Raw genomic sequence first — 14,859 nt, 5'->3', positions numbered from 1 at the left:
GGCGTGCGCACATTCGCAAAAGGTCTCACCGGCCTGCTCGGGTTCTTCCTCCTCTGGGAGATCGCCGTGCAGGCCGGTGTGCTGCCGGACTACTGGGTTCCTCCCGCCAGCGAGGTCGCCACGACCTTCGTGACCCTGCTGGGGCAGCAGGAGTTCCTGCTCGCCGTCATCGCGACCCTGCTGGCCTGGCTGATCTCGCTCGGCGTCGCGATCGCCGTCGGCGTGCCCGCCGGGCTGCTCCTGGGCAGTGTGCCCGCGCTGCAGTCGGCCAGCCGGGCACTCATCGAGTTCCTCCGCCCGATCCCCGCCGTCGCCCTGGTCCCGCTGGTCATGGTCACCATCGGCAGCGGCCCCGACGCCAAGATCACGCTCGCCGTGTACGCGGCGGTGTGGCCGATCCTGTTCAACACGATCTACGCCTTCGGTGAGATCGACCCCGTCCTGCTCGACTCGGCCCGCGCCTCGGGCGCCAACCGAAGGCAGTCACTCACCTGGGTGGCTCTGCCCCACGCAGCGCCGTTCATCTTCACCGGGGTCCGCGTGGCGGCGTCCATCGCGCTGATCGCGGTCATCAGCGTCGAGTACATCGCGGCGTCGGAGATCGGACTCGGCCGGTACATCCTGGAAGGCGGTATGAACAACGGCCACCTCGACCAGGTCATGGCGGGCACCGTGCTCGCGGGCCTGGCAGGCTGGGCGATCAACTCCGCGCTCGTCGGCAGCGGCAGGAAGCTGTTCCGCTGGGCCGACACCGAGGAAAGGGCGGCCCGATGAGCGCGCCGACGGCCACCGCCAAGCGCGGGCGCATCCTCGGCTCGGCCGCGGTGACCTGGTTCGTGTTCGCCCTGGCACTGCTGCTGTGGGAACTGATCGCCGTCGGCGCCGACACCGTCTACTTCCCGCGGATGACGGCGATCCTCGGCACCGGTGCCGACATCCTGCTGTCCGGCCCGGCCTGGCGGCTGATGCTGGGCGACGCCGCGTTCGGCATCGTGCTGCCCAGCCTCGCGACGGCCCTCGGCGCGTGGGCCTTCTCCGCGGCACTCGGCGTCGCGCTCGGCACCGCACTCGGCCGGTCCCGCTGGGCGATGGACTACTGCGGCACGCTGATCTCGTTCCTGCGTTCGGTCCCGCCCGTGACGCTGATGCCCGCCTTCATGGTGATGTTCGGCATCGGCCTGCGGATGGAGATCGCGGCGATCGTGTTCTCGACGCTGTGGCCGATCGTGCTGAACACCGTCGACGGCGTGCGCTCGGTGGACCAGGTCAAGATCGACACCGCGCGCTCGCTCGGCACCCCGCGGCGATACTGGCTCGGCATGATCGTGCTGCCCGCCGCGATGCCGAAGATCTTCGCCGGGCTGCGGCTGAGCCTGTCGATCGCCATCCTGCTCATGGTGGTGGCCGAGATCGTCGCAGGCACCGGCATCGGCCTGCGCATCGCCACGGCGCAGCAAACCGTCGAGTACACCGAGATGTGGTTCTGGGTGCTGCTGCTCGGCGCGATCGGCTACGCACTCAACAGCGCCCTGCTGGCGGTCGAGCGGCTCGTGCTCGGCTGGCAGCCCACCCGCGGGGACGACGCGTGAACGCCCACGACGTCCGTCCCGTGACACCGACCTGTGACGCGCCCGTAGGAGGCTGACCGTGTCGACCATGCTCGAGGTTTCCGGCCTCACCCACCAGTACGGCAGGGGTGAGCGCGCGCACGTCGCCGTGCGGGACCTGACGTTCACCGTCGAGTCCGGACAGCTGGCGTGCATCGTCGGCCCGTCCGGCTGCGGCAAGTCGACCCTGCTGCGCTGCATCTCGGGGCTCATCCCCGCGACCGGTGGTTCGGTCCGGCTGCACGGCGACGAGGTGTCGGGCGTACCCGACGACCTCGCCGTGGTGTTCCAGGACTACAGCCGTTCGCTGTTCCCGTGGCTGACCGTGGCGAAGAACGTCGAGTTCCCGCTGCGCTGGCAGAAGGTGTCGAAGGCCGACCGGAAGCGCCGCGCCGAGGAGGTCCTCGAGTCGGTGGGCCTGTCCGGCGTCGGCAAGAAGTACCCGTGGCAGCTCTCCGGCGGCATGCAGCAGCGCGTGTCCATCGCGCGGGCACTGGTCAGCAGGCCCGCGCTGCTGCTGATGGACGAACCGTTCGCGTCGGTGGACGCCCAGACCCGCGGCGAGCTGGAGGATCTGACCCGCCGGGTGCAGCGCGACCTCGGCAGCACGATCCTGCTGGTCACGCACGACATCGACGAGAGCGTCTACCTCGCCGACCGCGTGCTGGTGCTGTCGAAGTCGCCCGCGGCGATCGTGGCGGACCTGGACATCGACCTGCCCGACGACCGTGACCAGATCACCACCCGCGAGTCCGAGCAGTTCGTCTCCCTGCGCGGCGAGGTGGCCCGCCTGTTGCAGAGCCCGCAGGTGCAGCGCACCGGCGAGGCGGACACCACGGATGCGGCGTCCGAGTCCGAGAGCGAGGCGTCCGACGCCGGGGCCACGGCGGACGAGGCCGGGGACGCGGCGGGCGCCCGGGCGGACACGGGACCGCACGCGGCTACCGAGGCGGATTCGGACGGCCCCACCGGGACGGACGGGACGGCCGAGGCCTCCGACGAGACGGCCACCGCGCGGAGCTGAACTCCTGCCCTGCCGGGCCGCCGGCCGGGTGCGCCCGCTCAGCGGTTGGTGCGGGCGTGCCTGGCGCGGGCCGTGGCGCGCTGCAGTCCCGACATCCGTTCGCGAATCGCCTCCGGCGACCTGTCGATGAACGCGGGCTGCCGCCGCTGCCCGCCGTCGGCGTCCCGACCGTTGCGGTCACCGTCGTCGCCGGCGGCCGTCGCACCCGCAGGCACGGCACCGTTGCGATCGGCTCCGCCGTGGCCTGCTCTGTCGTGGTCTGCTCCGTCGTGGTCCACGTGTCCGTCGCGGGACCCGCCGTGCGCGGCGTGACCGGCGACCGCCCGCGCTGCGCCGTTCGTCCCGGAGCTGCTCGTCCCGGAGCCGTGCGTACCGGAATCCTGGGAAGTCGCACCGCCCTGGCCTGCGATGACGCTGTTCGCGGCACCGTCCTGGTCCGCGGAGCCGAGGAGCCAGTCCTGCGGATCCCCGTCCGGCTCGAACCATCGCGTCATGAGGCGCCGGTACACGGCCATGCGATCGGTGGGCTCGTCGTCACCGGACTCGTGATCGGAGGCCTCCGCGGCACCTGCCGGGGACTCGGAACGCGGCGGGGACGGCGGGGCGGTTTCGTCGCCGTCGCGCATCGGCCAGGTCGGCCCCGGCCCCAATGCCGACACGTCGGTCTGTTCGGCGGGCTCGAGCTCCGGTTCCCGATGCGGCCGCGCCGCCTGGCCCGCCACCGCTCCGTCACCGGCGGGCCGGGCCCGATCCTGCGCGGCGGCGTCCTGTGCGGCGGCGTTCGCCGCGGGCGTGTCGTACGGGGCGTCGTCGGCCACGTCGGCGGGTCGGCCATCCGGTTCCGCCTCGATCCAACCGACCGCGGGCACGGGTGCGGTGAGTCCGTCGGTGATCTCGGCGTCCGACTCCGGAGCAAGGGGCCGGGCCGCCGCCGAGGCGGCACCGCTGCCCTCGTCCCAGTCGGCCTCGCGAGTACCGAACGCCGCGGCACGCCCGGTCTCGGAGCCGCCGACGCGGGGGATCTCCTCGGTGAGCGACTCGTCGGCTGCGGGCGCCGCACCGGGACGCCGTACCGGGCGCCACGGCACCGAGGTCCGGTCCGCCGCGGGCTGATCCGCCTCCGAGCCGGCCACGTGGTCGGCTCCCGCCAGGTCGCCGTGTGCCTGCGCGTAGTCGCCCGCCTCTCCCTCGTCGGGTGCGGGCCCGGCTTCACCGGGCTGGTCGACGACGACCTGCCCCGCGGGCGCGGCGGCACCCTCCGCGTGGTCCGTGTCGTCGGTGGCGCCGGCGTGGTCGTCTCCCAGGACCTCCGAGACGGCGGGCCTGCGCCGCGGCAGCACGGGCGCGGGCTCGTCCGCCTCCGGGGTGTCCGGCTCCCGGGTGTCCGGCTCCCGCAGCGCCGCCGGCTCCGCCGTGACGGCCGGTTCCGCGGTGACGTCGGAGTGCTCCGTGCCCTCCGGTTCGGGGAGCGGCCCCGGATCGGGCACGCCGACCGGCTTGCCGAACGTGTCCGCGTCGGCATACGGATCGGCGAACAGTTCGGCGACGGACTCGCGCGCGGGCGGCCGTCCGGAGCCCCGCGGGACCACGGGCGCACTCGCCGGGCCGTCCGCGGGCTCGTCCGCGGGCGCGAGCGGCTCGGACGGTTCGGGTTCCGACGGCAGGGCGGTCGCGGGACGGCGCTGCGGCTCCGGCCGGAAGACCACAGACGACGGCCGACCCTGCTGTTCCGCCTGCTCCTCCGCAGGCTCCTCGAGCGCGACCGGAGACTCCTGGGGTGAGGCGTCCGCCCGGCGCACGAGCGCAGCGGGCACGAGAACGGTCGCGGTCAGGCCCATCAGGTCCGCGGCCGACAGCCACACCCGGATGTCGTGCTGCCGGGCCAGTCGCGCCACGACGTACAGGCCCATGCGCCGCGACACCTCGACGTCGACGTCCGGCACCTCGGCCAGTCGCGCGTTCGCCCGCTGGATCTCCGCCTCGGGCATCCCCGCACCGCGGTCGGTGATGTCGATCCGCCACTCGCCGTCCTGCGTGACCGCGCTGACGACCGACACGGGCGAGTCGTCCGGCGAGTAGTCGGTGGCGTTCTCGAACAGCTCGGAGATCACGTGCACCAGATCGCCGACGATCTCTCCCCTGACCCCGATCTGCGGCGTCGCGGCGACGTTGATGCGCTGGTAGTGCTCGACCTCCGACAGTGCCGCGCCGATGATCTCCTCGGCCGCGACGGCACCCGGCAACGGCCTCCCGACGTCCTGCCCGGCCAGCACGAGCAGGTTCTCGCTGTTGCGGCGCATGCGCGTCGCGAGGTGGTCGAGTTCGAACAGACCGCCGAGGACGTCGGGGTCCTGTTCGTGTTCCTCCATGCGGTCCAGCACCGTGAGCTGCCGCTCGACGAGATCCTGGCTGCGCCGGGAGAGGTTCACGAACATCGAGTTGACGTTCTCGCGCAGCATCGCCTGCTCGCCCGCCAGCCGCACGGCCTGGCCGTGGACGGCGTCGAAGGCCCGCGCGACCTGGCCGAGTTCCTCCCGGCTGTACACGCGGACGGGTTCGACGGACCTGCGATGCGTGTCCTCCGGTCGTGGGTCCGGATCGGCCAGAATGCCCTTGACCGCCTCGGGCAACCGGTAGTGGGCGACGTCGAGCGCGCTGGTGCGCAGGGTGCGCAGCGGACGCAGCAGGGACCGCGTGATGGCGACCGCGAGCAGGCCCGCGAGCAACAGCACGCCGAGGATCACCGCACCGTCGATCAGTGCGTCCGACCGTGCTTCCGAGGCGAGGGTCGCCGACCGGTCGCGCACGTCGTCGCGCAGCGCGTCCTCCGCGCGCTTCGCCGCGTCGACCGCCTGCGTGGCCTGCCGGTCCCATGCTGCCGGATCCGCCGTCGGGTCGCCGTTCAGCACCGCGGTGACGATCCCGGACGTGGCCTCGACGCGCGGGTCCAGTTCGTCGTCGAGCAACCGCTGCTGCGCCGGCGTCGCGAACTTGGCGTAGTTGTTCCTGGCATCCGTGACCTGCACGTCCGCGCCCGCGAGAGCACGCGTCAGTTCCGGTGGCGCCGCTCCCGAGGCGAGGGCCTGTGCCACGAGCGCCCTGCGGATCGACAACGCGTCCTTCACCCGCGCGACCGCGCCCGTGGCCAGGTAGGTGCGTGCCAGTTCGCTGTCCGCGGTGTCGACCGACGCCTGGCCGCCGAGGTCGAGCAGCCCGGCGACGAACTCGTTGTAGGCAGCCAGCACCTGCCCCGCCGACTGCTGCGAGTGCTGGCCGGCGTAGCGCGCGTCGGAGAGTCCCTCGAGTCCGCGTTCCCACTGCCGGAAGTCCTCGACCGCCGCGTCCGGCAGTTCCGGCCGGGCGGCGGTGAGCGTCTTCTCGAAGTCGCCCCTCGCGGTGTCGACCCGTTCGCGCTGGCGGAGCACCTCGACGGGCCGTCCCTGCCGTCCGCCCGCGACGTACCGCACGGTCAGGTCGCGTTCCCGCTGCAGCTCGTGGACCAGGTTCGCGACGGTGTCGTCGACCCGGACGCGCTCGGTCGCCGCCGCGAAGTCGCCCGCCTCGGAGAGATTCGACTCGACGCGCAGCCCCGCGAACCCCAGCATCGCCAGGATCGGCACGAGAAGGGCGGCGAGCAGCCGAGTCCTCAGCCGCCAGTTGCGCAACCGCCAGCGGCCACCGGACCGCTGAATGTCCGCCGCTTCGTCCCTGGGGGCCTGGCTGCGACGGGGCAACGGACTTCCTTCATATCAACGCGAAAGACACTCGGATCGTAACCACAGCGGGTGAACCGCGGCCCCTCCGGCAGTGGCCGACGTTACGCCCGGCGATGGTATTGCGTCCCCCTGTCAGGTTCCAGTACGAGGGCCGCCTGCCCACCGGACGGCCCAACCTCGCCGACGAGGAACGTATAAAGGGAGGCGTGAGTGATGGCCCCCTGATCGTCCAGTCGGACAAAACCGTGCTGCTCGAGATCGACCACGAGCAGGCGGGTGACGCGCGGATCGCGATCGCGCCGTTCGCCGAACTGGAACGCGCCCCCGAACACGTGCACACCTACCGCATCACCCCGCTGGCGCTGTGGAACGCACGCGCCGCGGGACACGACGCCGAGCAGGTGGTCGACGCGCTCACCACCTACTCCCGTTTCCCCGTGCCGCAGCCGTTGCTGATCGACATCGTCGACACGATGGGCCGGTTCGGCAGGCTGCAGATCCACAACCACCCGGCACACGGCCTCGTGATGACCACGACGGACCGCGCGGTGCTCGCCGAGGTGCAGCGCAGCAAGAAGATCAAGCCGATGCTCGGCGTGCAGGTCGACGACGACACGGTGGCCGTCCACCCGTCGGAACGAGGCCGACTCAAGCAGGCCCTGCTGAAGGTGGGCTGGCCCGCCGAGGACCTCGCGGGCTACGTCGACGGCGAGGCGCACCCGATGTCGCTCGAGGAGGACGACTGGTCGCTGCGCGAGTACCAGCGGCAGGCGGCCGACTCGTTCTGGGCGGGCGGCTCCGGCGTGGTCGTACTGCCGTGCGGCGCGGGCAAGACCCTGGTCGGCGCGGCCGCGATGGCGCAGGCGCAGGCCACGACGCTGATCCTGGTGACCAACACGGTCGCGGGCAGGCAGTGGAAGCGCGAACTGATCGCGCGGACGTCGCTGACCGAGGACGAGATCGGCGAGTACTCGGGCGAGAAGAAGGAGATCCGCCCGGTCACGATCGCGACCTACCAGGTCATCACCCGTAAGTCGAAGGGCGAGTACAAGCACCTCGAACTGTTCGACTCCCGCGACTGGGGCCTGGTCGTCTACGACGAGGTGCACCTGCTGCCCGCGCCCGTGTTCCGGATGACCGCCGATCTGCAGTCCCGCCGCCGCCTCGGGCTCACCGCGACGCTGGTGCGCGAGGACGGCCGTGAGGGCGACGTGTTCTCGCTGATCGGGCCGAAGCGCTTCGACGTGCCGTGGCGCGACATCGAGGCGCAGGGCTGGATCGCGCCCGCGGACTGCATCGAGGTCCGTGTGACGCTCACCGAGGGCGAACGGCTGGCGTACGCGACCGCCGACGCCGAGGAGCGCTACCGGCTCGCCTCGACGGCGCACACGAAGACGGCGGTCATCAAGAACATCGTCGACGCGCACGAGGACCAGCCGACGCTGGTCATCGGCGCCTACCTGGACCAGCTCGAGGAGCTCGGCGAGGCCATCGACGCACCGGTGATCCAGGGGTCGACGAAGAACAAGGAGCGCGAGGCGCTGTTCGACCGGTTCCGACGTGGCGAGATCACCAAGCTGGTGGTGTCGAAGGTCGCGAACTTCTCGATCGACCTGCCGGAGGCGTCGGTGGCGATCCAGGTGTCGGGCACGTTCGGTTCCCGGCAGGAGGAGGCCCAGCGTCTCGGCAGGTTGCTGCGCCCGAAGGAGGACGGCAGGCAGGCCCACTTCTACTCGGTCGTCGCCCGCGACACGGTCGACACCGACTACGCCGCGCACCGCCAGCGGTTCCTCGCCGAGCAGGGCTACGCCTACCGCATCATCGACTCCGACGACCTGCTGCGCCCGCTGTAGGTCGTCGGCCGTCCCGGCGCGAACAGCGGCCGCAACGACCGGCGTTCGATCATCCGTTCGAGTGATGTCGGGTAAGCCGGGGCGACTCATGGACCGGAACTGTCGGTGGGTCGAACTAGCGTTCGGGTCATGTTCACATCGACGACCACGAACGGCACCGACACTCACCGCACCGGCCCTCACGGCGGCGGCCGCGCCGACGACCGGAGCGCGCGCCTCGCCCTGCCGCCGGGGCGCATGCACCAGGCGCTGTGGGTGTCGGACGATCCGATCACCGATCCCGCGCTGTACCTGGCCTGCGTAGCGGCGTTTCCGCGCACGGGCCGCTGGCCGATCCTGATCCCGCACGACCCGCGGTTCGAGGCGGCGGGGCAGGACTGGATCGACGACCGACCCTGGGACGTCCCCAGCGACGACGCCGTCGGCCACGACGATCCCGGTGACGTGCTCCGCTCCTGGTGGCGCGGGCCCTGTTGCGACGGCACGTGCCTGGAACCGTTCGGGGCCGAGTTCCCCGGTCTCGCCCGGCGGTCCCCGCGCAAGTCGGATCCCGTGGCCGAGGCGGGCAACACCGGCTCCCGCCTGGTCGCGGGCGGTGGCCACCGGCTCGGCATCACCGAGGCCGCCCGGCCCGCCGACGTGCCCGCGGCGCTGGGCTGGCAGGGCATGCTCCGCACCACCGACCGCGCCGAGCTGGTGTCGACGGTGCTGCGCAGCTGGGAGGACCGGTTCGGCGCGACGCTGATCCGGCTCGGCTACGACGAGATGACGCTGTCGGTCGCCGCGCCGCCGAAGACCCGCCACCGCGCGGAGCTGCTCGCGGCCGAGCACCGCGCCTTCTGCCTCGACCAGTTCACCGCCCAGCCGGACACACTCCGCGACGTGGCGGGCGGCCTGGTGGGCGAGCGGCTGTGGACGTTCTGGTGGGAGTGAGGGCAACGGTGGCAGCGTGGGGACATGGGTACCGCCGCTCACGGCAGTACGGGACGGTCCCCGGCGCGAGGACACGCGCGGACCGTACGGATCGGCACGTCGGGCTGGGTCTATCCACCCTGGCGGGGCACGTTCTACCCGCGCGGCCTGCCCCAGCGCCGCGAACTCGAGTACCTGGCGCACCGCATGGGGAGCGTCGAGATCAACGGCTCGTTCTACTCGCTCCAGCGGCCCGAGCGGTACCGCGCCTGGTTCGAGCAGGTGCCCGACGACTTCGTGTTCGCGGTGAAAGGCGGCCGCTTCATCACGCACATGAAACGACTCCGCGAGGTCACCGAACCGCTCGCCAACTTCTTCGCCTCGGGGGTGACGGCCCTCGAACACAAACTGGGCCCCGTGCTGTGGCAGCTGCCACCGACCCTGCGGTTCGACCCCGAGCTGCTGGCGAACTTCTTCCGACACCTCCCCCGGAGCACGGGCGCGGCGGCACGGCTGGCACGCGACCACAACACGGTGCGGTTCCAGCCCCGCACCGACGTGGAGACGGATCGCCCGCTGCGCCACGCCCTCGAAGTGCGGCACCCGAGCTTCGCGACCCCCGAGGCCGTGGAGCTGCTGCGCGAGCACAGGATCGGCCTCGTCGCCTCCGACGCCGCGGACGAATGGCCGCAGTTGGAGGACGTCACGGCGGACTTCGTCTACGTGCGACTGCACGGCTGGCAGGAGCTGTACGCAGGCGGCTACCCCGACGGGGAACTGGACGGGTGGGCCGAGAAGGTGCGGGCGTGGCGAGCGGGGAAGTCGCCGCGTTCGGACCGCACCGTCGCGAGCGCCGCACCGAGGCGGGCCCGCGACGTGTTCGTCTACTGCGACAACGACGCGAAGGTGAAGGCACCCGACGACGCGGTGCGCCTGGCCCGCAGGACGGGCATCGACATCTCGCCGCCGGGCGTCGAGGGCAGCGGCTCATCCGCCGAGGGCGACTCCTCCTAGCCGGATACCGGGAGCCGAACTGCGGGACCCGACCTCGTGGCACGCCGCTCCCGGGAGAGCACCTGCGGGGCCGGAGCCCCGGCTCCGCGGACGCACCGAACGCTCCTCCGGACGCGCCCAACACTCCGGACGCGCCGGGCGCTCGGGGTCACGCCGCGGACGCCCACGACCTACGCGGCGCGGCCCCGGGCGCCGCGGGGTCACGCCGGTGCGGCGTGCCCCTGGTCGGCCTGCTGGGCCAACTGCTCGACCATCTTCTCGCAGAACGCGGGGAGATCGTCCGGGTTGCGGCTCGTCACCAGCCGCCCGTCGACCACGACCTCGTCGTCGACCCATTCGGCGCCTGCGTTGCGCAGGTCCGTCTGCAGGCTCGGGTACGACGTCAGCCGCCTGCCCCGGATCACTCCCGCCTCGATGAGCGTCCACGGCGCGTGGCAGATCGCCGCGACGGGTTTGTCCGCGTCGAAGAACGATCCCACGAACCGCACCGAGGCCGGGTCGGTGCGAAGCAGGTCGGGATTGGCCACGCCGCCCGGCAGCACGAGGCCGACGTAGTCGTCCACCGAGGCCTCCGAGACCGGTTTGTCGGCGCGGAACACATCGGCCTTGTCGAGATGGTTGAAGGCCTGCACGTCGCCGTACTCGAACGAGATCAGCTCGGGCAGACCCTCGGCGTCCTGCACCGCCTTCCACGGCCTGGTCAGCTCGACCTGTTCGGCGCCCTCGGGCGCCACCAGGAAGGCCACTCGACGGCCACTGAGCCTGCCTGTCACGGTCACCACTCCTCTCGTGTCGGTTCGGTCCGCGCATACCCGACCCGGCCGTCCCGCGAAACTCCGTCGGACAATGGCCCGGGTGAGCGACAAGATGAACGGGATCGACGCGTCCGGTGTGTTCGCGCTTCCCCTGCGGAACCGGTTCCGGGGAATCACAGTGCGCGAAGGCGTACTGCTGCACGGCCCTGCTGGGTGGGGCGAGTTCAGCCCCTTCCAGGACTACGACGACGTCGAATCCGTGCCGTGGCTCGCGGCGGCGGTCGAAGCGAGCCGGGACGGCTGGCCCGAGCCGGTCCGGGACTCGATCGAAGTCAACACGACGGTGCCGGTGGTGGCACCGGAGCACGCTCACGAGCTGGTCTCGGCGTCGGGCTGTCGCACGGCGAAGGTGAAAGTCGCCGACCCCCGGTCGACGCTCGCCGACGACTGCGCCCGGCTCGAAGCGGTCCGCGCCGCGCTCGGGCCTCGCGGTGCGGTCCGCGTGGACGCGAACGCGGCGTGGGACGTCGACACCGCGGTCCGCGCACTCGGCGAGTTGGACCGGGCGGCGGGCGGACTGGAGTATGCCGAACAGCCGTGTCCCTCCGTACCCGAACTGGCCGAGGTGCGGCGCAGGGTCGGCGTGCGGATCGCGGCGGACGAGTCGATCCGCCGTGCCGAGGACCCCCTGCGCGTGGCTGTGGCCGGTGCCGCCGACGTGGCGGTGGTGAAGGTCGCCCCGCTGGGAGGTGTGCGCCGGGCACTCGACGTGGCCGAGGCGTGCGGCCTGCCGTGCGTGGTCTCGTCCGCGGTCGACAGCAGCGTCGGCCTCGCCGCGGGGCTCGCACTCGCCGGCGCGTTGCCCGAGCTCGACTTCGCCTGCGGACTCGGCACCGCGAGCCTGCTCACCGCCGACGTGACGAGTGCGCCGCTGTCACCCGTGGCCGGTCGGCTTCCGGTGCCACGCACCGCCCCGGAGCCGGACCTGCTGGCCGCCCACTCGGCCGACGAGGACACCACGCATCGGTGGCACGACCGCCTCCGCCGGGTCGACGCGATCGGCTGACCCGGCGGCGCTAGGAACGCTGCGCCGGGAAACGCGGCACCAAGGCACCCTGCACCAGGAAACGCGGCACCAGGGAACGCTGCACCCGAACTGCGCCGCCCTGACTACGGCACCACGACGCTGCGCAACCAATTACCCGCTGCGCAACCAACGACCCGCTGCGCAGGCGTAGTCGTCAGACGGCCGCCTCGTCGGCGTGCGGATCGGAGCCTTCCCGGACCGGCAGCGTCGCGAACGCCTCGGGCGGGTCCCGCCACGGGTCGGCGGGCGCGCCGTTCTGCGCCGCGCGGATCGCCTGCCACACCCGCTGCGGCGTGAGTGGCATGTCGATGTGCCGTACGCCCAGGTGCTTGACGGCGTCGACCACGGCGTTCTGTACGGCGGGGGTGGAGCCGATCGTCGCCGATTCGCCGATGCCCTTGGCGCCCAGCGGGTTGAGCGGCGAATCGGTCTCGGTGTTCGACACCTCGAGCATCGGCACCTCCACGGCCGACGGCACGAGGTAGTCGGCGAGTGTGCCGGTGGACGGGTTTCCGTCCTCGTCGTAGGTGTAGTGCTCCCACAGCGCCTGCGAGATGCCCTGCACCGCGCCGCCGTGCTGCTGCCCGCGCACGAGCAACGGGTTGAGCACCCGCCCGCAGTCGTCGACGGCGATGTGCCGCGTCGGCGTCACCTTTCCGGTCTCCGTGTCGACATCGACCACGGACACGTGCGCGCCGAAGGGGAAGGACGCACCGCCCGGCGTGAAATCGGTGTCGGCGGCGAGGGCGGTGCCGTTCTCGGCCGCGTAGGTCGCCAGCTCGGCCCAGCTGACGGTCGCGCTCGGCACGCCCAGCACCCCCAGGCCGCCGTCGCCGGTGACCTCGATGTCGTCGACGGCCGCTTCGAGCTTCGTCGCCGCCAGCTCCTTGGCCTTCGCGACGAGTAGTTCGCTGGCCTCCCGCACCGCGCTGCCACCGATCTGCAACGACCGCGAACCGCCGGTGCCACCGCCACGCGGGACCTGCGCCGTGTCCGACTGGACGAAGTCGATCCGCTCCAACGGGATACCCAGCGCGTCCGAGGCGAGCATCGAGAAGGACGTCGGGTGGCCCTGGCCGTGCCCCGAGGTGCCGACCTTGATCGTCGCGCGCCCGTCGTCGCCCATCTCCACCGCGGCGAACTCGCTGGTGCCCCCGCCGGTGATCTCGACGTACGTACTCACTCCGATGCCGAGCAGTGTCGTCTCGCCCGCGTCGATACGTCGCTGCTGCTCCTTGCGCAGCTCGTCGTAATCGGCGACCCGCAGCGCCTCGCGCAGCGGCAAGTCGTAGTCGCCCGAGTCGTACGTGGCGCCGACGAGCGTGTCGTACGGGAACTGGTCGGGCTGCAGGAAGTTCTTGCGCCGCAGCTCGACCGGGTCCATCCCCAGTTCGGCGGCGCCCACGTCGATGATCCGCTCCAGCATGGCCGCCGCCTCGGGCCTGCCCGCGCCGCGGAACGCACCGGTCGGCGTCGTGTTGGTCAGCGCCGCGATCGAACCGAAGCTGATCTTCGGGATGCGGTACACGCCCTGCGACATCAGGCGCGTGGGGCCGAGCGCGAACCCGCCGCCGAAACCGGCGTAGGCGCCGCAGTCGCCGACGACGTTGCAGTGCAGCCCCGTGATCGTGCCGTCGGACGTCAGGCCCAGCTCGGCGTACTGCACCTGGGCGCGCCCCTGCGGCATCGCCTGCAGATTCTCCGAGCGCGTCTCCACCCACTTGATCGGCCTGCCGAGGCGCTGTACCGCGGCGATGACCACCTGGTGTTCGGCGGTCATGCCGATCTTGCCGCCGAATGCGCCGCCGACGTGGGGAGTGACCAGGTGCACGCGTTCGGGGGCGACACCGAGCTGCTTGGCCGCGAGCTTCCACGGCACGTGCGGCATCTGGGTCGACACGTGGATCGTCATGTCGTAGTCGCCGCCGAGATACCCGCCGCCCGGTTCGACGGCGATCGCGTTGCCCTCCATCGGCACAACCGCCACGCGCTGGTTCTCGATCCTCGCGCGCGCCACGACGTCGGCGTCCGCGAGGACCCCCGCGCCGACCTCGTCCCGTTCGCCCGCCGCGATGTTCGACCCCAGGTCCGGGAACTGCAGCGGCGCATCGTCGGAGAGCGCCTCCTCCGGATCGGCCACGACGGGCAGTGGCTCGTAGTCCACGTCGACCAGTTCCACGGCATCGGCGGCCGCCGCGGGGGTCTCCGCCACGACGACGGCGACGGCGTCACCGACGAACCGAACCCGCTCGCTCGCCAACGGCATGCGCACGCAGTCGCGGTTGACGACCATGAACTGGCGCACCGGCGCCAGCTCCAGGTCCGCGGCCGTGTAGACCGCCAGTACCCCGTCGGCCTGCTCGGCTTCGCTCGTATCGATGCCCGTGATCTCGGCGTGAGCGAACGGCGAGCGCACGAATGCGAGGTGCGCGGCGCCCGGGATCGGCAGATTGTCGACGTAGGTGGCTTCTCCGCGCAGCAGTTCGGGGTCCTCGACCCGCCGCACCTCGGTTCCGAGCACAGATCCAGGCATGTGACCGACACTAACCCCGTGTCGTTGATCATGCCTAGGGATCATGCTCCGGCAGCGCGCCCGTCCCCCGAACAGCGGAAGCAGCACACGTCCCGATCGGGCCGGGCCGACCGACACCGCCGCACGGGGAAGTGTCCGCGCCCACGAAAGCACAACACGGCTCCCTGAAAGCACAACACCGCCCCCTCAAGGCGCAACACGGCCCCAAGAAAGCACAACACGGCTCCCTGAAGGCGCAACACGGGCCCGCGAGGGCGCAACACGGGCTCCTGAAAGCGCAACACGCGCAGCGGGGGTGGACATACAGCGAGCCCCGGGGCACTGGGTGCTCCCGGGGCTCGCCGCATGCGTCAGGCCT

10 protein-coding genes are annotated in these 14,859 nt (G+C 71.9%); 7 read left to right on the top strand and 3 right to left on the bottom strand.

The annotated features are described in order from the left end of the window. Positions 1-3: 3 nt before the first annotated feature. From LY13_RS03575 to LY13_RS03565, 3 genes are read left to right on the top strand one after another with little or no spacing between them, the layout of a single operon-like run. Complete coding sequence (locus tag LY13_RS03575) at positions 4-774, top strand: ABC transporter permease (protein WP_253826671.1); 771 nt, start codon at positions 4-6, stop codon at positions 772-774. Beyond that, a complete protein-coding gene (locus LY13_RS03570) occupies positions 771-1,589 on the top strand; it encodes an ABC transporter permease (RefSeq protein WP_253826670.1) in 819 nt (272 codons plus the stop codon). Before LY13_RS03575 ends, LY13_RS03570 begins: the two co-directional genes overlap by 4 nt. Positions 1,590-1,647: 58 nt before the next feature. Continuing rightward, positions 1,648-2,631, top strand: coding sequence for an ABC transporter ATP-binding protein (locus LY13_RS03565; protein WP_253826669.1), 984 nt, complete (start codon positions 1,648-1,650; stop codon positions 2,629-2,631). A 38-nt stretch (positions 2,632-2,669) separates the two neighbouring features. Here LY13_RS03565 and LY13_RS03560 read toward each other — a convergent pair whose 3' ends face one another. Then, entirely contained in the window at positions 2,670-6,365 is a 3,696-nt protein-coding gene (locus tag LY13_RS03560) for a sensor histidine kinase (protein ID WP_253826668.1), read from the bottom strand. Positions 6,366-6,553: 188 nt separating this feature from the next. Between LY13_RS03560 and LY13_RS03555 the strand changes: the two genes are divergently transcribed. The 3 genes from LY13_RS03555 (at position 6,554) to LY13_RS03545 (ending at position 10,126) form a co-directional block, all read left to right on the top strand. Then, positions 6,554-8,200, top strand: coding sequence for a DNA repair helicase XPB (locus LY13_RS03555; protein WP_253826667.1), 1,647 nt, complete (start codon positions 6,554-6,556; stop codon positions 8,198-8,200). A 129-nt stretch (positions 8,201-8,329) separates the two neighbouring features. Continuing rightward, positions 8,330-9,133, top strand: coding sequence for a DUF4253 domain-containing protein (locus tag LY13_RS03550; protein ID WP_253826666.1), 804 nt, complete (start codon positions 8,330-8,332; stop codon positions 9,131-9,133). Between the two features lie 24 nt (positions 9,134-9,157). Then, a complete protein-coding gene (locus LY13_RS03545; RefSeq protein ID WP_253826665.1) occupies positions 9,158-10,126 on the top strand; it encodes a DUF72 domain-containing protein in 969 nt (322 codons plus the stop codon). Between the two features lie 200 nt (positions 10,127-10,326). Here LY13_RS03545 and LY13_RS03540 read toward each other — a convergent pair whose 3' ends face one another. Further along, complete coding sequence (locus LY13_RS03540; RefSeq protein WP_253826664.1) at positions 10,327-10,905, bottom strand: type 1 glutamine amidotransferase domain-containing protein; 579 nt, start codon at positions 10,903-10,905, stop codon at positions 10,327-10,329. Positions 10,906-10,993: 88 nt separating this feature from the next. On the opposite strand from LY13_RS03540, the gene LY13_RS03535 reads away from it, so the two are divergent. Next, entirely contained in the window at positions 10,994-11,947 is a 954-nt protein-coding gene (locus LY13_RS03535; protein WP_253826797.1) for an o-succinylbenzoate synthase, read from the top strand. A gap of 175 nt (positions 11,948-12,122) precedes the next feature. Here the strand turns inward: LY13_RS03535 and LY13_RS03530 are convergent, their stop codons facing one another. Further along, positions 12,123-14,501, bottom strand: a complete 2,379-nt coding sequence (locus tag LY13_RS03530) for a xanthine dehydrogenase family protein molybdopterin-binding subunit (protein ID WP_253826663.1) — start codon at positions 14,499-14,501, stop codon at positions 12,123-12,125. Positions 14,502-14,859: the final 358 nt, after the last annotated feature.

It is taken from the genome of Prauserella aidingensis (assembly GCF_024171865.1).
Taxonomy (GTDB): Bacteria; Actinomycetota; Actinomycetes; order Mycobacteriales; family Pseudonocardiaceae; genus Prauserella; species Prauserella aidingensis.
Note: the sequence above shows the minus strand (reverse complement) of the source record. Positions and strands in the feature narration are given on the sequence as shown.

Excerpts from the sequence above, each read along its gene's own strand:
- LY13_RS03535 (WP_253826797.1), top strand. The coding sequence starts at position 10,994 with ATGAACGGGATCGACGCGTCCGGTGTGTTCGCGCTTCCCCTGCGGAAC.
- LY13_RS03545 (WP_253826665.1), top strand. The coding sequence starts at position 9,158 with ATGGGTACCGCCGCTCACGGCAGTACGGGACGGTCCCCGGCGCGAGGA.
- LY13_RS03570 (WP_253826670.1), top strand. The coding sequence starts at position 771 with ATGAGCGCGCCGACGGCCACCGCCAAGCGCGGGCGCATCCTCGGCTCG.
- LY13_RS03550 (WP_253826666.1), top strand. The coding sequence starts at position 8,330 with ATGTTCACATCGACGACCACGAACGGCACCGACACTCACCGCACCGGC.
- LY13_RS03530 (WP_253826663.1), bottom strand. The coding sequence starts at position 14,501 with ATGCCTGGATCTGTGCTCGGAACCGAGGTGCGGCGGGTCGAGGACCCC.